Origin of the sequence: Streptomyces sp. NPDC060049 (assembly GCF_042736715.1) — a bacterium.
Classification (GTDB): Bacteria; Actinomycetota; Actinomycetes; order Streptomycetales; family Streptomycetaceae; genus Streptomyces.
Window position 1 is genome coordinate 201,091 of sequence record NZ_JBHWVV010000006.1, and the last position, 17,720, is coordinate 218,810.

The 17,720-nt window shown below is 72.6% G+C and carries 16 protein-coding genes; 14 read left to right on the plus strand and 2 right to left on the minus strand.

Annotated elements, in window-relative coordinates; all coding sequences use genetic code 11:
- Position 1 precedes the first annotated feature (1 nt).
- From ACFWBY_RS13445 to ACFWBY_RS13460, 4 genes are all read left to right on the plus strand, one after another.
- Positions 2-1,120: an ABC transporter ATP-binding protein gene (locus tag ACFWBY_RS13445; protein WP_385329609.1), complete on the plus strand. Its 1,119-nt coding sequence runs from the start codon at positions 2-4 to the stop codon at positions 1,118-1,120.
- Between the two features lie 166 nt (positions 1,121-1,286).
- Positions 1,287-1,943, plus strand: coding sequence for a trimeric intracellular cation channel family protein (locus tag ACFWBY_RS13450; RefSeq protein ID WP_385329606.1), 657 nt, complete (start codon positions 1,287-1,289; stop codon positions 1,941-1,943).
- An 81-nt stretch (positions 1,944-2,024) separates the two neighbouring features.
- A complete protein-coding gene (locus ACFWBY_RS13455; protein ID WP_385329603.1) occupies positions 2,025-2,885 on the plus strand; it encodes a thioesterase family protein in 861 nt (286 codons plus the stop codon).
- Positions 2,886-3,035: 150 nt separating this feature from the next.
- Positions 3,036-4,199 carry a cysteine desulfurase family protein gene (locus ACFWBY_RS13460; RefSeq protein WP_385329600.1) on the plus strand — a complete coding sequence of 388 codons (1,164 nt, stop codon included), beginning with the start codon at positions 3,036-3,038 and terminating at the stop codon, positions 4,197-4,199.
- On the opposite strand, the gene ACFWBY_RS13465 is transcribed toward ACFWBY_RS13460, so the two are convergent.
- Positions 4,192-4,935, minus strand: a complete 744-nt coding sequence (locus ACFWBY_RS13465) for an N-acetylmuramoyl-L-alanine amidase (RefSeq protein WP_385329599.1) — start codon at positions 4,933-4,935, stop codon at positions 4,192-4,194. The genes ACFWBY_RS13460 and ACFWBY_RS13465 overlap by 8 nt on opposite strands.
- 70 nt (positions 4,936-5,005) lie before the next feature.
- Between ACFWBY_RS13465 and mnmA the strand changes: the two genes are divergently transcribed.
- The gene (gene mnmA, locus ACFWBY_RS13470; protein WP_385329596.1) at positions 5,006-6,142 is read left to right on the plus strand and encodes a tRNA 2-thiouridine(34) synthase MnmA; all 1,137 of its coding nucleotides are present in this window, start codon (positions 5,006-5,008) and stop codon (positions 6,140-6,142) included.
- On the opposite strand, the gene ACFWBY_RS13475 is transcribed toward mnmA, so the two are convergent.
- Positions 6,139-7,065 carry an NADP-dependent oxidoreductase gene (locus ACFWBY_RS13475; RefSeq protein WP_385329593.1) on the minus strand — a complete coding sequence of 309 codons (927 nt, stop codon included), beginning with the start codon at positions 7,063-7,065 and terminating at the stop codon, positions 6,139-6,141. The two genes, mnmA and ACFWBY_RS13475, sit on opposite strands and share 4 nt — an antisense overlap.
- A 179-nt stretch (positions 7,066-7,244) precedes the next feature.
- Here ACFWBY_RS13475 and ACFWBY_RS13480 point away from each other — a divergent pair, with 179 nt between their 5' ends.
- From ACFWBY_RS13480 to ACFWBY_RS13520, 9 genes are all read left to right on the plus strand, one after another.
- Positions 7,245-8,240, plus strand: coding sequence for a GlxA family transcriptional regulator (locus ACFWBY_RS13480; protein WP_385329590.1), 996 nt, complete (start codon positions 7,245-7,247; stop codon positions 8,238-8,240).
- Between the two features lie 156 nt (positions 8,241-8,396).
- Positions 8,397-8,741, plus strand: coding sequence for a DUF1330 domain-containing protein (locus ACFWBY_RS13485; protein ID WP_385329588.1), 345 nt, complete (start codon positions 8,397-8,399; stop codon positions 8,739-8,741).
- 72 nt (positions 8,742-8,813) lie between these two features.
- Positions 8,814-9,503: an SDR family oxidoreductase gene (locus ACFWBY_RS13490; RefSeq protein WP_385329585.1), complete on the plus strand. Its 690-nt coding sequence runs from the start codon at positions 8,814-8,816 to the stop codon at positions 9,501-9,503.
- The gene (locus ACFWBY_RS13495) at positions 9,500-10,489 is read left to right on the plus strand and encodes a methionine synthase (protein ID WP_385329583.1); all 990 of its coding nucleotides are present in this window, start codon (positions 9,500-9,502) and stop codon (positions 10,487-10,489) included. Before ACFWBY_RS13490 ends, ACFWBY_RS13495 begins: the two co-directional genes overlap by 4 nt.
- A 31-nt stretch (positions 10,490-10,520) precedes the next feature.
- Positions 10,521-12,731, plus strand: coding sequence for an NAD-dependent DNA ligase LigA (ligA, locus tag ACFWBY_RS13500; RefSeq protein ID WP_385329580.1), 2,211 nt, complete (start codon positions 10,521-10,523; stop codon positions 12,729-12,731).
- Positions 12,732-13,179: 448 nt separating this feature from the next.
- Positions 13,180-15,372 (plus strand): putative bifunctional diguanylate cyclase/phosphodiesterase, encoded by a 2,193-nt coding sequence (locus ACFWBY_RS13505; RefSeq protein WP_385329577.1) that lies wholly within the window; start codon positions 13,180-13,182, stop codon positions 15,370-15,372.
- Positions 15,373-15,672: 300 nt separating this feature from the next.
- Entirely contained in the window at positions 15,673-15,969 is a 297-nt protein-coding gene (gene gatC, locus ACFWBY_RS13510) for an Asp-tRNA(Asn)/Glu-tRNA(Gln) amidotransferase subunit GatC (RefSeq protein ID WP_007266718.1), read from the plus strand.
- 4 nt (positions 15,970-15,973) lie between these two features.
- Positions 15,974-17,476, plus strand: coding sequence for an Asp-tRNA(Asn)/Glu-tRNA(Gln) amidotransferase subunit GatA (gene gatA / locus ACFWBY_RS13515; RefSeq protein WP_385329575.1), 1,503 nt, complete (start codon positions 15,974-15,976; stop codon positions 17,474-17,476).
- On the plus strand, positions 17,473-17,718 hold the full coding sequence (locus ACFWBY_RS13520; RefSeq protein WP_385329573.1) for a hypothetical protein: 246 nt from the start codon (positions 17,473-17,475) through the stop codon (positions 17,716-17,718). Before gatA ends, ACFWBY_RS13520 begins: the two co-directional genes overlap by 4 nt.
- Positions 17,719-17,720 lie beyond the last annotated feature (2 nt).

Consider the following 17,720-nt stretch of genomic DNA (forward strand, 5'->3'; position numbering starts at 1 on the left):
TATGGCTGTGCCCGAGAACAACAAGACGGACGAGTCCGCCGAGGTCGTGGTCCCCGCCCAGGCGGTGGACTCTCCGGAGCCGCTGCTGAGGGTGACCGGCCTGGTCAAGCACTTCCCCATCTCCAAGGGGCTGCTGCGCCGCCAGGTGGGTGCCGTGAAGGCCGTCGACGGCATCGACTTCGACGTCCGGCGCGGTGAGACCCTCGGCATCGTCGGCGAGTCCGGCTGCGGCAAGTCGACCATGGGCCGGCTGATCACGCGGCTGCTCGAACCGACGGGCGGCAAGGTCGAGTTCGAGGGCAAGGACATCACGCACCTGAGCGTGAGCGGCATGCGTCCGCTGCGCCGCGACGTGCAGATGATCTTCCAGGACCCGTACGGATCGCTGAACCCGCGGCACACGGTGGGCACCATCGTCAGCGCGCCGTTCAAGCTCCAGGGCGTCGAGCCGGCGGGCGGCCTCAAGGCGGAGGTCCAGCGACTGCTGTCCCTCGTCGGCCTCAACCCGGAGCACTACAACCGCTACCCGCACGAGTTCTCCGGCGGTCAGCGCCAGCGCATCGGCATCGCACGGGCCCTCGCGCTCAAGCCGAAGCTGGTCGTCGCGGACGAGCCGGTCTCCGCGCTGGACGTGTCGATCCAGGCCCAGGTGGTCAACCTGCTGGACGACCTCCAGGAAGAGCTCGGCCTCACGTACGTGATCATCGCGCACGACCTGTCGGTCATCCGGCACGTCTCCGACCGCATCGCCGTGATGTACCTCGGCAAGATCGTCGAGCTGGCGGACAACAAGTCGCTGTACGGGGCGCCGATGCACCCGTACACCACGGCCCTGATGTCGGCGGTTCCGGTGCCGGACCCCCGCCGGCGCGGCGCGAAGAGCGGCCGCATCCTGCTCAAGGGCGACGTGCCGTCGCCGATCTCGCCGCCGAGCGGCTGCCGCTTCCACACGCGGTGCTGGAAGGCGACGCAGATCTGCACGACGCAGGAGCCGCCGCTGGTCGCGCTGAAGACCGGCCACCAGGTGGCCTGTCACCACCCGGAGAACGCCCCCGACCAGGCCCCGGGCGACCCGGCCCTGCCGGGCGCGGCGGAAGCGATCACACCGGTCACCGGCTGATCTCGTCCTACCCCGGCGCCGCCCGACGCAGCAGCGGGCGGCGCCGGGGCCTGCCGGCCGGGCGCCCGTCCGCGGGAGGTGCGGCCCGGCGGGTGGGGCGCCCCGGAGCCCCGATCACCCGGCCACCCGTTCGGAAACGCCGCCGGGCGACCGGCACAATGGGCCCGTGCTCCACGATCTCTTCCCGCCCGGTGTCCAGCACGCCCTGGACCTCGCGGGCATCTTCGTCTTCGCCACGGCCGGCGCGCTGCTCGCCGTGCGCAAGAACTTCGACGTCTTCGGCATCGCCGTCCTCGCGCTCGTCACGGCCCTCGGGGGCGGCCTGTTCCGCGACCTCGTCATCGGCGCCGTCCCCCCGTCGGCCTTCGGCGAGCTCAGCTTCTTCGTCACGCCGCTGATCGCCGCCGCGATCGTCTTCTTCCTGCACCCCGAGGTCCAGCGGATCAACCGCGCGATCAACGTCTTCGACGCGGCCGGCCTCGGGCTGTTCTGCGTGACGGGCACGACCAAGGCGTACGAGTTCGGCCTCGGCCTCACCGCGTCCGCCGCGCTGGGCCTGGCTACGGCCGTCGGCGGGGGCGTCCTGCGCGACGTACTCGTCAACGAGGTGCCGTCGCTGCTGCGCGACCGGGAGATGTACGCCGTGCCGGCCGTCATCGGCGCCTCGATGGTGGCGCTCTTCATCAGCTTCGACGCGCTGAACGCGATCACGACCGGCCTCGCGATCGTCACCACCTTCGTGCTGCGGCTCCTCGCGATCCGCTACCACTGGCGGGCCCCGCTCGCGTGGAACCGCCGCTCGGCGGTGGCGGAGGAGCCGTAAGCGGGCGGCGGCGGGACGGGTGCGCGCGCCCGGGAAAAGAGAAAGCTACCGCTTAGTAGCTTCCCGGTGTACTTTCGTTCCATGTCACACGCAGCTGCCAAAGCCTCCATCGGCGACAGCGAGTTCGACCGCGACACCGCCGTCACCGCCCGCGCGGGCGAGCCCGGGGTGTACGACGCGGAGCTCTCGGCCGGTTGGACGATCATCACCGCCGTCAACGGCGGCTACCTGCTGGCCCTCGTCGGCCGTGCCCTGTCCGCGGCCCTGCCGCACCCGGACCCCTTCACGGTCTCCGCGCACTACCTGACCTCGTCCGCACCCGGCCCGGCCGTGATCCGCACCCAGGTCGTACGCGTCGGCCGCACGCTCTCCACCGGCCAGGCCTCGCTCTTCCAGTACGACGAGAGCGGCGCCGAGATCGAGCGGATCCGCGTCCTGGCCTCCTACGGGGACCTCGCGACGCTCCCGGACGCCGTCCGCACCACGGCCCTCCCGCCCGTCATCCCCGCCTACGAGGACTGCCTCGGCCCCGAGGCCGGCCCCGCCCCGATCCCCGGCAGCTCCGCCATCGTGGACCGGCTCCGGCTGCGCCTGGACCCGGCGACCGCCGGCTGGGCGGTCGGACAGCCCTCGGGCAAGGGCGAGATGCGGTCCTGGTTCGAGCTGGCCGACGGGCGCGACGCGGACCCCTTCTCCCTGCTCCTCGCCGTGGACGCGCTCCCGCCGACCTCCTTCGACCTCGGCCTGCTCGGCTGGACCCCGACGGTGGAACTCACCACCCACGTCCGCCACCGCCCGGCCCCCGGACCGCTCCGCGTCGCCATCACCACCCGCAACCTCGCGGGCGGCTTCCTGGAGGAGGACGCGGAGGTCTGGGACTCGGCGGACCGCCTGGTGGCCCAGTCCCGCCAGCTGGCCAGGGCGCCGCGCGGCCTCTCCTGACGCACCCCCGCCCGGCCGGTGGGCGGGTGCGGGGCCGGCCCTGCGGGGCCTGCCCCTCCCCGCCCCGGGGGCGGGTGCCGCATGCTGTCCGGGCTTGGCGGACCCCGGCCGGGAACCGGTGGGGCGGGGGGCTCGTAGAATCGGGGGATCATGGCCTACCTCGACCACGCCGCCACCACTCCGATGCTTCCGGAGGCCGCTGCGGCGATGACCGCGCAGTTCGCCGTCACGGGCAACGCGTCCTCCCTGCATGCCGCCGGCCGCCGCGCCCGCCGCACCGTCGAGGAGGCCCGCGAGGCCCTCGCCGACGCACTCGGAGCCCGTCCGAGCGAGGTGGTCTTCACCGCCGGCGGCACGGAGGCCGACAACCTCGCCGTCAAGGGGCTCTACTGGGCCCGCCGCGACGCCGACCCCGCCCGGACACGCGTCCTCGCCAGCCCCGTCGAGCACCACGCCGTCCTCGACGCCGTGCACTGGCTCGCCGAGCACGAGGGCGCCCAGGTCGAGTACCTTCCCGTCGACCGTTACGGCCGCGTACACCCCCAGGCCCTGCGGGAGGCGGTCGAGCGGAATCCCGACGACGTCGCCCTCGCCACCGTCATGTGGGCCAACAACGAGATCGGCACCGTCATGCCGGTCGCCGAACTGGCCGCAGTGGCAGCCGAGTTCGGCATCCCCTTGCACTCCGACGCGGTCCAGGCCTTCGGTCAGCTCGACGTCCGCTTCGGCGACAGCCCCCTCGCAGCCATGACCGTCAGCGGCCACAAGGTCGGCGGGCCGTACGGGATCGGCGCGCTGCTGCTCGGCCGCGACCAGAGCCCCGTGCCCGTCCTGCACGGCGGCGGCCAGGAGCGGCACGTCCGCTCCGGGACCCTCGACGTCCCGGCCATCGCCGCCTTCGCGGTGGCGGCCGTGCTCGCCGCCGAGCGGCGCGAGCGCTTCGCCACCGAGATCGGCGCGCTGCGCGACCAACTCGTCGCCGCCGTGCTCCGCGAGGTCCCCGACGCGGTCCTGGGCGGCGACCCGGCCGACCGGCTCCCCGCCAACGCCCACTTCAGCTTCCCCGGCTGCGAGGGGGATTCCCTGCTGCTCCTGCTCGACGCCCAGGGCATCGAGTGCTCGACCGGCTCGGCCTGCACGGCGGGCGTGGCGCAGCCCAGCCACGTCCTGCTGGCCACCGGTACCGACCCGCGGCTGGCCCGCGGCACCCTGCGGTTCTCCCTCGGCCACACCTCCACCAAGGCCGACGTCGACGCCGTCGTCACCGCCATCGGCCCGGCCGTGGCCCGCGCCCGCACGGCGGGCCTCAGCTAGCGGCGCCGGCGCCCGCCTCGCCGACCATGCGGAGGTACCGGTCCCAGTCCCAGTGGCGGCCCGGGTCCGTGTGGTCGGCGCCCGGTACCTCGGAGTGCCCGACGATGTGCTTGCGGTCGGCGGGTATGCCGTACCGGCGGCAGACGTCGGCGGCGAGCCGCGCCGAAGCCGCGTACATCGCGTCGGTGAAGTCCTTCGGCCGGTCCACGAACCCGACGTGCTCGATGCCGACGCTGCGCTCGTTCATGGAGCGGTTGCCCGAGTGGAAGGCGACATCGAGCTCGCGCACCATCTGCTCTATGTGGCCGTCCTGGCCGACTATGTAGTGCGCCGACGCCCGGTGGAACGGATTCTTGAACGCGTCCACGGAGGACTCGAAACTGCCCTGTGTGACATGGACGACGATCCGGTCCACCCGGTAGTCGTCGGGCCGGTCGGCCATCCGCCAGTTCGCCGGCGAGGCGGCCGTCCACGTCGCAGCCGCGTGGTCCAGCGCGCCGTCCTCGCGCGGCTTGGACACCCCGGGCACCAGCCACCAGGCCCGTCCCAGCTCGTCCCGCCCGGCGACCGCCGCCACCGCCAGGACACCGAGGCCGCCGAACAGCACCGCCCTGCGGCTCCGCCCCGGCCGCTTGGTTCCGGCACCCGCCTCGGCCCCGCCCGTCCCGGTCCCTTTGGCCCCGGCACCCGCCTCGGCCCCCGTACGGCCCCGGCCCTTGTCGCCCTTGCTCCCCATGGTGATCCACCCCCTGCCCCCGACAACGCGCTGTGACCCCGCCCGGTTCCCCCGTACCCTGGACGGTGCTATGACTGAGAACCTGCCGAGCAGCCCCCGCCCCCTCCGCGTCCTGGCCGCCATGTCCGGCGGAGTGGATTCCGCCGTCGCCGCGGCCCGCGCCGTCGAAGCCGGGCACGACGTGACCGGTGTCCACCTCGCGCTCTCCGCGAACCCGCAGTCCTTCCGGACCGGCGCCCGCGGCTGCTGCACGATCGAGGACTCCCGCGACGCCCGCCGCGCGGCCGACGTCATCGGCATCCCCTTCTACGTCTGGGACCTCGCCGAGCGCTTCCGCGAGGACGTCGTCGAGGACTTCATCGCCGAGTACGAGGCGGGGCGCACCCCGAACCCGTGCCTGCGCTGCAACGAGAAGATCAAGTTCGCGGCGCTGCTCGACAAGGCCCTCGCCCTGGGCTTCGACGCCGTCTGCACCGGCCACTACGCCACCGTCGTCCTGAACGAGGACGGCACGCGCGAGCTGCACCGCGCCTCGGACATGGCCAAGGACCAGTCCTACGTCCTCGGCGTCCTCGACGAGAAGCAGCTCGCCCACGCGCTCTTCCCGCTCGGCGACACCCTCACCACCAAGGACGAGATCCGCGCCGAGGCCGAGGAGCGGGGCCTGGCCGTCGCGAAGAAGCCCGACAGCCACGACATCTGCTTCATCGCCGACGGCGACACCCAGGGCTTCCTCGCCGGCCGCCTCGGCAAGGCGGAGGGCGACATCGTCGACGAGGCCACCGGTGAGAAGGTCGGCACCCACGAGGGCGCCTTCGGCTTCACCATCGGCCAGCGCAAGGGCCTGCGGATCGGCCACCCGGCCCCCGACGGCAAGCCGCGCTACGTCCTCGACATCTCCCCGGTGAACAACACCGTCACCGTCGGCCCCGTCGAGGCCCTCGACGTCACCGCCCTCACCGCGATCCGCCCCCGCTGGTGCGGCGGAGCCCCCGCCGCGCCGGGCACGTACACGGCGCAGCTGCGCGCCCACGGCGGCGAGAGCGAGGTCTTCGCCGAGCTCGTGGACGGCGAGCTGCGCGTCTCCTTCAGCGAGCCGGTCCGCGGCGTGGCCCCCGGCCAGGCGATCGTGCTCTACGACGGCACCCGCGTGGTCGGCTCCGCCACGATCTCCGCGACCGCCCGGGCCACCACCGCGGCGGTTTAGGCCACCGTCAGCACGATCTTGCCGGTGGTGCGCCCGCGCTCGCCGATCTCGTGTGCCCGCGCGGCCTCGGCGAGCGGCAGCACCGTGTCGATCTCCGGTCGCAGCTTGCCCTGCGCCACCAGCGCGGCGACCGCCTTGAGGCCCGCGTAGTCCGGCTCCACCAGCGTCCACCCGGTGTTCACCCCGGGCGCCCGCGCCGGTACGTCGTCCGGGCTCGGCAGGGTCACCAGGTGCCCGCCGGGCTTCAGGACCGCCAGCGAGCGGCGCCCGTAGTCCCCGCCGACGGAGTCCAGCACGATGTCGACTTCCGCGCCGACGGCCTCGGCGAAGTCGGTGGAGCGGTAGTCGATCAGCTCGTCCGCGCCCAGCGAGCGCAGCAGCTCGTGCTTGCCGGCACTCGCGGTGCCGATCACGTACGCCCCGTACGCCTTGGCGATCTGCACGGCGAGGTGGCCCACGCCGCCCGCCGCCGCGTGGATCAGCACCCGCTGCCCGGCGGTGAGGCCCGCCGTGTCGACCAGTGCCTGGTAGGCGGTCAGGGCCGCCAGCGGCAGGGCGGCCGCGCCGATGTGGTCGATGTTCGCCGGCTTGCGCACGAAGTGCCGGGCCGGCGCCGTCACGTACTCGGCGTAGGCGCTCGCCTGGTGCGGGAAGCGCGGCATGCCGAAGACCTCGTCGCCCGGCTGGAACAGGGTCACCCCGGGGCCGACCTCCTCGACCGTGCCGGAGACGTCCCAGCCGACCACGGGGACCGCGCCCCAGGAGATCAGGCCGCCCGAGGCGCGGGTCTTCCAGTCGACCGGGTTCACACCGGCCGCGCGCACACGCACGAGGATCTCGGCGGCGCCCGGCTCCGGCCGCTCCAGCTCGGTCTCGGTGAGCACCTCGGGTCCGCCCCACTGGCTGACGACGACGGCACGCATGGATGTCTCCTCTGGTCGGTACTGCGGTCTCTTCTTCACTGCGGTCACTGCGGTCACTGCGGTCGCCGCGGTCACTGCGGTCACCGCGGACACTGGGTAGCGCCGCTGTGCCATCAGCCTGACCGCCCGCACGCTCCCATGGTGATGGCCGGACGGCCACCATGTGACAGAATCTGGCCATGGCCGCCCCCCACCCCCACCGCATCGCCGTACTCGCCCTCGAAGGGGTTCCCCCGTTCGAGCTCGGCATCCCCTCCCGGGTCTTCGGCAACGCCGTCGACGAGGCCGGGAAGCCGCTCTACGAGGTCACCGTCTGCACCGCCGACGGCGCGCCCGTGATGAGCGACGCCGGTTTCACCGTCGGGGTCTCCCACGGCCCGGAGGCGCTGGCCGCCGCCGACACGGTGGTCGTCCCGCCCACCCACGCCATGGACGAGCTGATGCGCGGCGCCCCGCTGCCGCCCGCGATCGCGGCCGCCCTGGCCGGGATCCGGCCCGGCACCCGGATCGTCTCCATCTGTACGGGCTCCACCGTGCTGGCCGCCGCCGGGCTGCTCGACGGCCGGGCCGCGACCACGCACTGGGTGCACGCGCCCGAATTCCATCGGGCCTTCCCGCAGGTCAACCTCGACGAGGAGGTGCTCTTCGTCGACGACGGGGACGTCCTCACCTCCGCGGGCGTCGCGTCCGGGGTCGACCTCTGCCTCTACCTGATCCGCGGGGACCACGGCACGGCCGTCGCCAACCGGGCCGCGCGGCTGTGCGTCGTACCGCCCTGGCGCGACGGCGGCCAGGCCCAGTACATCGACCGGCCCGTCCCGGAGCCCACGCTCGCCACCACCACCGCCACCCGCGCCTGGGCCCTGGAACGCCTCGCCGAGCCGATCGCGCTCGCCGAGCTGGCCGCCCACGCCCGCATGAGCCTGCGCACCTTCACCCGGCGGTTCCGTGACGAGGTCGGCATGACCCCGGTGCAGTGGCTCACCGGCCAACGCCTCGAAGTCGCCCGCCACTTGCTGGAGTCCAGCGACCTGTCCGTCGACCTGGTCGCCCACCGGTCCGGCTTCGGCTCGGGCAACTCCCTGCGCCAGCACATGCGGACGGCGCTGGGCGTCTCACCGATCGCCTACCGCCGCACCTTCCAGCCCAACTCCCCGGCTGTCGTCGGGCATTGACGCCGGCCAGGCGGGCGCGCGGGGACGGGAGCCGATCGGGCGGGCCCTCGCGGGCGTCCCCGCGGGAGCCGTTACCCCGGAGGTAATCGCCTTCGCAGTCACGGGCGGGCAGGATCGGATCAACACGCCGATCCCGCAAGGAAGACGAGGCTCGAGATGACCGCTTACGCCATCGCCCACATACGCCCGGAGACCATGAACGAGGACATCCTGCGCTACATCGAGGAGATCCAGGACACCATGGACCCCTTCGGCGGCCGCTTCCTCGTCCACGGCCGCGAGGTGGAGGTCGTGGAGGGCGCCTGGCCCGGCACGATCGTCATGATCGCCTTCCCGGACCTCGAAGGGGCCCGCGCCTGGTACGCCTCCGCCGCCTACCAGGCGCTGATCCCGCTGCGCGCCGACCACATCGCGGGGGACATCATCCTCGTCGACGGCGTCCCCGCCGACTACGACGCCTCCAAGACGGCCGCCGCCCTCCGCGAGGCCGCGGGCCTCTGACCTCGGCCGCCGCGGCTGCGCGCTCGGATCCGGCGGGCCGGCGGGGGCGGGGCACCTGCGAGCATGGGAGGCATGGCCACTCACCTGATCACCGGCGCCGGCTCCGGCATCGGCGCCGCCGTCGCCGACCGCCTGCACGCCCGCGGCGACGACCTCGTCCTGCTCGCACGCGACGCCGCCCGCGGCAAGCAGCTCACCGACCGCTACCCCGGTTCCCGCGCGCTCGTCGGGGACCTCGCCGACCCCGACCGGCTGTCGTGGGCCTTCTCCAAGCAGCCCGTCCCCGAGCGCATCGACTCGCTCCTGCACATCGCCGGCATCGTCGACCTCGGCCCCGTCGGCGAGCTGCGCCCCAAGACCTGGCACCAGCAGCTCAACGTCAACCTCATCGCCCCCGCCGAGGTGACCCGTCTGCTGCTCCCCACCCTGCGGGCCTCCCGAGCGACCATCGTCTTCGTGAACTCCGGCGCCGGCCTCGCCGCCCATGCCGACTGGAGCGCGTACGCCGCCTCCAAGCACGGCCTGAAGGCACTCGCCGACTCGCTGCGGGAGGAGGAGAAGGAGCACGGCATCCGCGTCACCTCCGTCTTCCCCGGCCGCACCGCCACCCCCATGCAGGCCAAGGTCCGCTCCCAGGAGGGCGAGTCCTACGACGCCGCCGACTGGATCGACCCGGAGTCCGTCGCGACGACCATCGTGATGGCCGTCGACCTGCCCCGCGACGCCGTGGTCAGCGACCTCTCCGTCAGGCCCGGCCGATGAGTGCCCCCGGCGGGGCCACCGGCGTCGGCTCGTTCCCCGGCGGTGACGCCCGCGAAGCCGCCAAGACCGTCACGGGGTCCTTCGAGGAGTTCCCGTACCTCGCCGAGCTGCCCGCGCGGGGCCCCGGCTCGGACATGATCGGCCGCTCCCTCGGCCTGCTCGTGGACATGTACGCGCACGTGGAGCCCAGCGGCTGGCGGATCAGCGACCGCCCCGGCCGCGACAGCAAGCGCGCACGCTCCTGGCTCGGCGAAGACCTCGACGCCCTGGAGGAGTTCACCCAGGGGTACCGGGGGAGGCTCAAGGTCCAGGCCGTCGGGCCCTGGACGCTGGCCGGCGCACTGGAGCTGCACGGCGGCGAGGCCATGCTCCAGGACCCCGGCGCCTGCCGGGACCTGGCCGGCTCGCTGGCCGAAGGGGTGCGCGAGCACCTGGCCGACGTGCGCAGGCGCATTCCCGGCGCCGAGATCGTGCTGCAGTACGACGAGCCCTCGCTCACCTCGGTCCTGCTCGGGCGGGTGCGCTCCGCCAGCGGCTACCGCACGTACCGCGCCGTCGACCGGCAGGTCGTCGAGGGGACGCTGCGCGAGCTGTTCGCCGTGCACGACGGGGAGGTCATCGTCCACTCCTGCGCGCCGGAGGTGCCCTTCGGTCTGCTGCGGCGAGCCGGTGCGTCAGGTGTGTCGTTCGATTTCTCCTTGCTCACCGAGCGCGAGGACGACGCCATCGGGGAAGCCGTCGAAGGCGGTACGAAACTCTTCGCCGGAGTGGTGCCCGGCACCGACGGCCCGTTGTCAGACCCGGGCGGTAGCGTCATGGGTGTCAGGAAGCTTTGGCGCAGGCTGGGGCTGACCCCGGGGACTCTGGCGGAGTCCGTAGTGGTCACCCCGTCGTGCGGTCTGGCGGGCGCCTCGCCCGCCTACGCGCGCGCCGTCCAGGCGCACTGCGTCAGGGCGGCGAGGTCGCTCGCCGACAACCCTGAGTGATGGATCAAGACGGGTCACGGGAGGACACGGCATGGCAGCCGAACAGAAGCAGGGCAGCGACACGGCCGTAGCGGCAGCGGTGCGCGAGCAGCACGCGCTCCTCGCCGAGCAGGTCGAGGAGCACCGCTTCCGGTACTACGTGAACGACCAGCCGGTCGTCAGCGACGCCGAGTTCGACCAGCTGCTGCGCTCCCTGGAGGCGCTGGAGGAGGAGTACCCGGAGCTGCGTACGCCCGATTCGCCCACCCAGAAGGTGGCCGGGGCGTACCAGACGGACTTCGCCTCCGTCGTGCACCGCGAGCGCATGCTCTCCCTCGACAACGCCTTCGACGACGAGGAACTGGCGGCCTGGGCCGAGCGCGTGGCCCGGGACGCCAACACCTCCGACTACCACTACCTCTGCGAGCTGAAGGTGGACGGCCTCGCCGTCAACCTCACCTACGAGAACGGCCGCCTGACCCGCGCCGCCACCCGCGGCGACGGCCGCACCGGCGAGGACATCACGCCCAACGTCCGTACCATCGCCGAGATCCCGGACCGCCTGAAGGGCGACCGGATCCCGGCCCTGGTCGAGATCCGCGGCGAGGTCTACTTCCCGATGGAGAAGTTCGAAGAGCTCAACGCCCGGCTCGTCGAGGCGCAGGGCAAGCCCTTCGCCAACCCGCGCAACGCCGCGGCCGGTTCCCTGCGCCAGAAGGACCCCAAGGTCACCGCGAGCCGGCCGCTGCACATGGTGGTGCACGGCGTCGGCGCCCGCGAGGGCTTCGAGATCGAGCGCCAGTCACAGGCCTACGAGCTGCTGCGCGAGTGGGGCCTGCCCACCGCGCGGCACAACAAGGTCGTCTCCTCGCTCGCCGAAGTCCGTTCGTTCATCGCGGACTTCGGCGAGAACCGGCACTCGGTGGAGCACGAGATCGACGGGGTGGTCGTCAAGCTCGACGAGATCGCGCTCCAGGGCCGGCTCGGCTCCACGGCGCGCGCCCCGCGCTGGGCGATCGCCTGGAAGTACGCCCCCGAAGAGGTCAACACCAAGCTGATCGACATCAAGGTCGGAGTCGGCCGCACCGGGCGCGTGACCCCGTTCGCGCAGGTGGAGCCGGTGACGGTGGCGGGCTCGGAGGTCGAGTTCGCGACCCTGCACAACCAGGAGGTCGTCAGGGCCAAGGGCGTGCTCATCGGGGACACCGTGGTCCTGCGCAAGGCGGGCGACGTCATCCCCGAGATCCTCGGCCCGGTGGTGGACCTGCGGGACGGCAGCGAGCGGGAGTTCGTGATGCCGGGCGAGTGCCCCGCGTGCGGGACGGCGCTGCGGCCGATGAAGGAGGGGGACATCGACGTCCGGTGTCCCAATGCCCAGACCTGCCCCGCCCAGTTGCGCGAGCGGCTCTTCTACCTGGGTGGCCGCCAGTCCCTGGACATCGAGAACTTCGGCATGGTGGCGGCGGCCGCGCTGACCGGTCCGCTGGAGCCGGCCCAGCCCCCCCTGCTGGACGAGGGTGACCTCTTCGACCTCACCATCGAGCAGCTCCTCCCCATCAAGGCGTACGTCCTGGACCCGGACAGCGGGCTGCCCAAGCGTGACCCGAAGACGGGCGAGGAGAAGATCGTCACGGTCTTCGCCAACCAGAAGGGCGAGCCGAAGAAGAACGCCCTGGCGATGCTGGAGAACATCGCGGCCGCCAAGGACCGCCCGCTCGCCCGCATCATCAACGGCCTGTCGATCCGGCACGTCGGACCGGTAGCGGCGGAGGCCCTCGCCCGCGAGTTCCGCTCGATCGAGCGCATCGAGCAGGCGAGCGAGGAGGAGCTGACCGCCACCGACGGGGTCGGCGCGATCATCGCGGCCTCCCTCAAGGAGTGGTTCGCCGTCGACTGGCACCAGGAGATCCTGCGCAAGTGGCGGGCCGCCGGTGTCCGGATGGAGGAGGAAGGTTCCGGCGAGGCGCAGGGGCCGCGCCCGCTGGAAGGGCTGACCGTCGTCGTCACCGGCACCTTGCAGAGTTACACGCGCGACGGGGCCAAGGAGGCCCTGCAGGGCCTCGGCGCCAAGGTCACCGGCTCGGTGTCGAAGAAGACCTCGTTCGTCGTGGTCGGCGACAACCCCGGATCCAAGTACGACAAGGCCGTGCAGCTGAAGCTCCACATCCTCGACGACGCGGGATTCACCGTCCTGTTGGAACAGGGCCCGGATGCGGCGCGCGAGGCCGCGCTCCCGGTGGACGGCGCCACCGTAGGGGAGTAGTACCTGGAGGAACCGTCTCCCCCCCGGAGCCGTCGCGGGGCAACGGCGAAGACGAACGGGTGAAGGTGAACGGATGCGTGGCGTGCGGCCGTACGAGCGGGCGCACGCCAGGCGCGGCGGGGGGTGGCATCCGGACCCGAACGGCCGGTACAGGGCCCAACGGAGGCCGGTACATGGCTGGTCGCGGGTCCTGGCCTGTCGGATCATCGGATGGATGACCTGGAAGGGCCTGGTCCAAACTCACCCGTTCGGCGGATACCGTACTGATGAGGATGGCTGGGTCGTATTCGGGCAACCGCCGCCGACCGCTGCCCCTGGGAGCCTCCCGCGTCCTACTGTTGAGGGGTGCGCCCGTCGTGCACGGCTGCTTGATGCGCTTCCAGTCGTGATGGCATGACACCGGGGCCATCGCGTGACATCGGCATCGCCGGCTGTGAGAGGGACGGGCATGAAACCCACCGAAAGCGCCGACCCGTCACCAGATTTCGGCGGGGAGTTCCCGTCCATGCGGACGGTCCGGCTCGGTGTCCTGGGAGCCAGGACACCGGAATCCCGGCTGCTCGACACCGGAGCGGACGGAGCGGAGCGGCGGCGCCCCGCGCTGCCCTTCGTCGTCATGGGTCTCGCCGCGGCGGTGCTCGCCGTGGGCATCGTCGCCGCGCTGACCAGTCGTCACGCCCTGTTCCCCGGCGGAACGGTCGGCTGGGCGCTCGCCCTGCTCACCGGCATCATCGTCGGCCACCTCGTCGCCCTCGGCCGCGACCGCTGGTGGGGCGGCACGGGATCCGGCGCGGCCTTGACCCTCGGCGTCCTCATCCTCTACGGATGGGTCTCGGCGGGCCTGGTCTCGCTCGCCGTCGTCACCCTCGTCGGCGCCGCCCGCCGGCACCGCTGGCGCCAGGGCCTGCTGCACGGATCCACCGACATCCTCGGCATCGGCGCGGGGGCGCTCGTGCTCGCCGCGTTCGGCGAGGCGCCGTCCGTGGAACACCCGTGGAAGCCCGCCGGCTGGGAAGCCGACGCCGTCCCCGAAGTCATCCTGGTCGCCGTCTCCTACCTGCTCGTCACCCGCATCCTGCTGTGGCTGGCGCTCGCCCCGCGCGGCGGGGGACTGCCCACCGTCGCCCGCACCGCGCTGGTGCGCCAAGCGCTGGTGGCCGTCGCCCTCCTCGGCATCGCCCCGCTGATTTGCGTGGTCGCCGAATCGCAGCCGGTGCTGCTGCCGCTGTTCGCCGTACCGCTGATCGCCCTCGACTCCACACTGTGGATCGCCCGCGCCCGCGCCGAGGAACAGCTGAAAGATCCACTGACCGGGCTGCCGAACCGGCAGTGGCTGCTGGAGCGGGCCTGGAGCGCGCTCGACCAGGCCGAACGCCTGGGTACCCGCTCGGCGCTGGTGCTGATCGACCTGGACCGCTTCCGCGCGGTCAACGACACCCTCGGCCACCTCGCCGGCGACCGGCTGCTCCTGCAGATCGCGGACCGGCTCCGCCAGGCCCTGCCCAAGGACGCCGAGGCGGCCCGGCTCGGCGGCGACGAGTTCGCCGTCCTGCTGCCCATCGCCGATTCCACCACCAGCGCCCAGCGGGTCGCCCGCAACCTGGTCGCCGAGCTCAGCTCGCCCCTCGACCTGGACGGCCTGACCCTGGTCCTGGAGGCCAGCGCCGGCCTCGCCGTCTTCCCCGACCACGCGCTGGACGCGGAGGGGTTGCTGCGCCGCGCCGACGTCGCCATGTACCAGGCGAAGCGGGACCGCACGGGCGTGGAGGTGTACGAGTCGAAGCGCGACAGCAACACGCCCGACCGGCTCGGCCTGCTGGGCGACCTGCGGCGGGCGCTCGACGCCGGCGAGGTGGAACTGCACTACCAGCCGAAGGTCCGCTTCGACGGCCAGGTGGCCGGCCTCGAAGCGCTCGTGCGGTGGGTGCACCCGGAGCGCGGGCGGGTCTCCCCGGACGAGTTCATCGCCATCGCGGAGACCTCGGGGCTGATGCCGCACCTGACGGAGTACGTACTGGAGACCGCGCTCGCGCAGGTCGCCCGGTGGCGGGCGCAGGGGCTCAAGGTCCCGGTCGCCGTCAACGTCTCGCCGCGCGACGTCCACACCCCGGGCTTCGCCGGCGCGGTGGCCGCCCGGCTGGCCCGGCACGGGGTCCCGGCGAGCGGGCTCCAGCTGGAGATAACGGAACACGTGCTGCTGGAGGACCCGCAGCGGGCCGCGGACACGATGGCCGGACTGACTGGTCACGGCGTGAAGATGTCCCTGGACGACTTCGGTACGGGCTACTCCTCCCTCGTGCACCTGCGGCGGCTGCCGGTGAGCGAGCTCAAGATCGACCGGTCGTTCGTGGCCCGCCTCGCGGTGGACGCCCAGGACGCTGAGATCGTCCGCTGCACGGTGGACCTCGCGCACTCCCTCGGCCTGCTCGTCGTCGCGGAGGGCGTGGAGGACGACGAGACGTGGGAGCGGCTGCGCGACCTCGGCTGCGACGCCGTCCAGGGCTGGCTCGTCGCCGCGGCGATGCCCCCGCAGGAGGCCACCGCCTGGCTGCTGGCCCGCGGCGAGCGCGGCTGGCGCCGCCCGGCGGACATCACGGCGGAGCTCGCGGCGGCCGCCGCCGCGGAGGCACAGGCGCAGTGACCTCCCCGGGGGTCCGCGCCCGGAATTCCGCCCCGGACCCCGCGCCTCGATCGCCGGCGGGGCCGGATTTTCCAGCCCGTCCGGCGTTCGAGGACCGGGTGCGGGCAGAGCTCGGGGAACGGGCGAAGGGCGGGTGGGGGACGGCCCCGCGCAGCGGCGGCCGCAGCCCCGCGCTGGGGGAATCGGGCCCGCGCGGGGCTCCGTACCGCCCCCGGTGGGAAACCGTTGCGCCGGGTAGGGGCTCGGCCCCATAGGATTGGGGCCGAAACCTACACACTCGAACCCCCAGAGGATCGCTGCATGCCTGGCATCACGCGCGAGGAGGTCGCCCACCTCGCTCGGCTGGCACGTCTGGAGCTGAAGAGCGAAGAGCTCGACCACTTCGCTGGACAGCTCGACGACATCATCGGCGCGGTCGCCCGCGTTTCCGAGGTCGCCGACCAAGACGTCCCGCCGACCTCCCACCCGCTGCCGCTGACGAACGTCATGCGCGCGGACGAGGTCCGTCCGTCGCTCACCCCCGAGCAGGCGCTTTCCGGCGCTCCCGCCCAGGAGCAGCAGCGTTTCAAGGTGCCGCAGATCCTGGGGGAGGACTAACAACATGACCGACACGCAGAGCATCATCAGGCTCACGGCCGCCGAGACCGCCGAGAAGATCGCCACCGGCGTCCTCACGGCCGTCGAGGTCACCGCGGCCCACCTGGCCCGCATCGAGGCGACCGACGAGAAGGTCCACGCCTTCCTGCACGTCGACCGCGAGGGCGCGCTGGCCCAGGCCCGTGCCGTCGACGCCAAGCGCGAGCGCGGCGAGAAGCTGGGCCCGCTGGCCGGTGTCCCGCTCGCACTCAAGGACATCTTCACCACCGTCGGGGTCCCGACCACCGTCGGTTCGAAGATCCTCGAAGGCTGGATCCCGCCCTACGACGCGACCCTGACGCGCAAGCTGAAGGAAGCCGACGTCGTCATCCTCGGCAAGACCAACATGGACGAGTTCGCCATGGGGTCCTCCACCGAGAACAGCGCCTACGGCCCCACCGGCAACCCCTGGGACCTCACCCGGATCCCCGGCGGCTCCGGCGGCGGCTCCGCCGCCGCGCTGGCGGCCTTCCAGGCACCGCTGGCCATCGGCACGGACACCGGCGGCTCCATCCGCCAGCCCGCCGCCGTCACCGGCACCGTCGGCGTGAAGCCGACCTACGGCGCGGTCTCCCGCTACGGCATGGTCGCCTTCTCCTCCTCCCTGGACCAGGGCGGCCCCTGTGCCCGTACGGTCCTGGACACGGCCCTGCTCCACGAGGTCATCGCCGGCCACGACCCGCTCGACTCCACCTCCATCGACGCCCCGGTCCCGCCGGTCGTCGAGGCGGCCCGCAACGGCTCCGTCGCCGGCATGCGCGTCGGCGTGGTCAAGCAGTTCGCCGGCGAGGGCTACCAGGCCGGCGTCGTCCAGCGCTTCAACGAGTCCGTCGCCCTCCTCGAGGAGCTCGGCGCCGAGATCGTGGAGCTGGACTGCCCGTCCTTCGACCTCGCGATGGCCGCGTACTACCTGATCGCGCCGTCCGAGTGCTCTTCCAACCTGGCCCGCTTCGACGCCATGCGCTACGGCCTGCGGGTCGGCGACGACGGCACCAAGTCCGCCGAGGACGTCACGGCCCTGACCCGCGAAGCCGGCTTCGGCGACGAGGTCAAGCGCCGCATCATCCTCGGTACGTACGCGCTCAGCTCCGGCTACTACGACGCGTACTACGGCTCCGCACAGAAGGTCCGTACGCTCATCACGCAGGACTTCGAGAAGGCCTTCGAGCAGGTCGACGTGATCGTCTCCCCGACCACGCCCACCACCGCCTTCCCGATCGGTGAGCGCACCGACGACCCGCTCGCCATGTACCTCGCGGACCTGTGCACCATCCCGACCAACCTGGCCGGCAACTCCGCCATGTCGCTGCCCTGCGGCCTGGCCCCGGAGGACGGTCTTCCGGTCGGGCTCCAGATCATCGCCCCGGCGATGAAGGACGACCGCCTGTACAAGGTGGGTGCCGCAGTCGAGGCCGCCTTCGTCGAGCGCTGGGGCCACCCGCTGCTTGAGGAGGCTCCGTCGCTGTGAGTTCGAGTGCGCTGTCCAAGGCCAAGGGCTTCAAGAAGTCCAAGTCCGGTACGTACCTGTCGATCGGCACCACCGCCTTCGGTGTCCTCAGCGTCTGGAAGCAGGCCAGGAAGGCCCGTACCGAGCACGACACGCTGAGGCTGATCGACGCCGCCGTGTCCGCCGCCGCCATCGTCACCGGCCTCGCGATCCTGTACCGCGAGCTGAAGCGTCTCGGCGACGACGACGTCCTGCTGGGCTGAGA

Coding starts and splice junctions, on each gene's coding strand:
- ACFWBY_RS13445 (WP_385329609.1), top strand. CDS start 2: ATGGCTGTGCCCGAGAACAACAAGACGGACGAGTCCGCCGAGGTCGTG.
- ACFWBY_RS13455 (WP_385329603.1), top strand. CDS start 2,025: ATGTCACACGCAGCTGCCAAAGCCTCCATCGGCGACAGCGAGTTCGAC.
- ACFWBY_RS13460 (WP_385329600.1), top strand. CDS start 3,036: ATGGCCTACCTCGACCACGCCGCCACCACTCCGATGCTTCCGGAGGCC.
- ACFWBY_RS13465 (WP_385329599.1), bottom strand. CDS start 4,935: ATGGGGAGCAAGGGCGACAAGGGCCGGGGCCGTACGGGGGCCGAGGCG.
- mnmA (WP_385329596.1), top strand. CDS start 5,006: ATGACTGAGAACCTGCCGAGCAGCCCCCGCCCCCTCCGCGTCCTGGCC.
- ACFWBY_RS13475 (WP_385329593.1), bottom strand. CDS start 7,065: ATGCGTGCCGTCGTCGTCAGCCAGTGGGGCGGACCCGAGGTGCTCACC.
- ACFWBY_RS13480 (WP_385329590.1), top strand. CDS start 7,245: ATGGCCGCCCCCCACCCCCACCGCATCGCCGTACTCGCCCTCGAAGGG.
- ACFWBY_RS13485 (WP_385329588.1), top strand. CDS start 8,397: ATGACCGCTTACGCCATCGCCCACATACGCCCGGAGACCATGAACGAG.
- ACFWBY_RS13490 (WP_385329585.1), top strand. CDS start 8,814: ATGGCCACTCACCTGATCACCGGCGCCGGCTCCGGCATCGGCGCCGCC.
- ACFWBY_RS13495 (WP_385329583.1), top strand. CDS start 9,500: ATGAGTGCCCCCGGCGGGGCCACCGGCGTCGGCTCGTTCCCCGGCGGT.
- ligA (WP_385329580.1), top strand. CDS start 10,521: ATGGCAGCCGAACAGAAGCAGGGCAGCGACACGGCCGTAGCGGCAGCG.
- ACFWBY_RS13505 (WP_385329577.1), top strand. CDS start 13,180: ATGAAACCCACCGAAAGCGCCGACCCGTCACCAGATTTCGGCGGGGAG.
- gatC (WP_007266718.1), top strand. CDS start 15,673: ATGCCTGGCATCACGCGCGAGGAGGTCGCCCACCTCGCTCGGCTGGCA.
- gatA (WP_385329575.1), top strand. CDS start 15,974: ATGACCGACACGCAGAGCATCATCAGGCTCACGGCCGCCGAGACCGCC.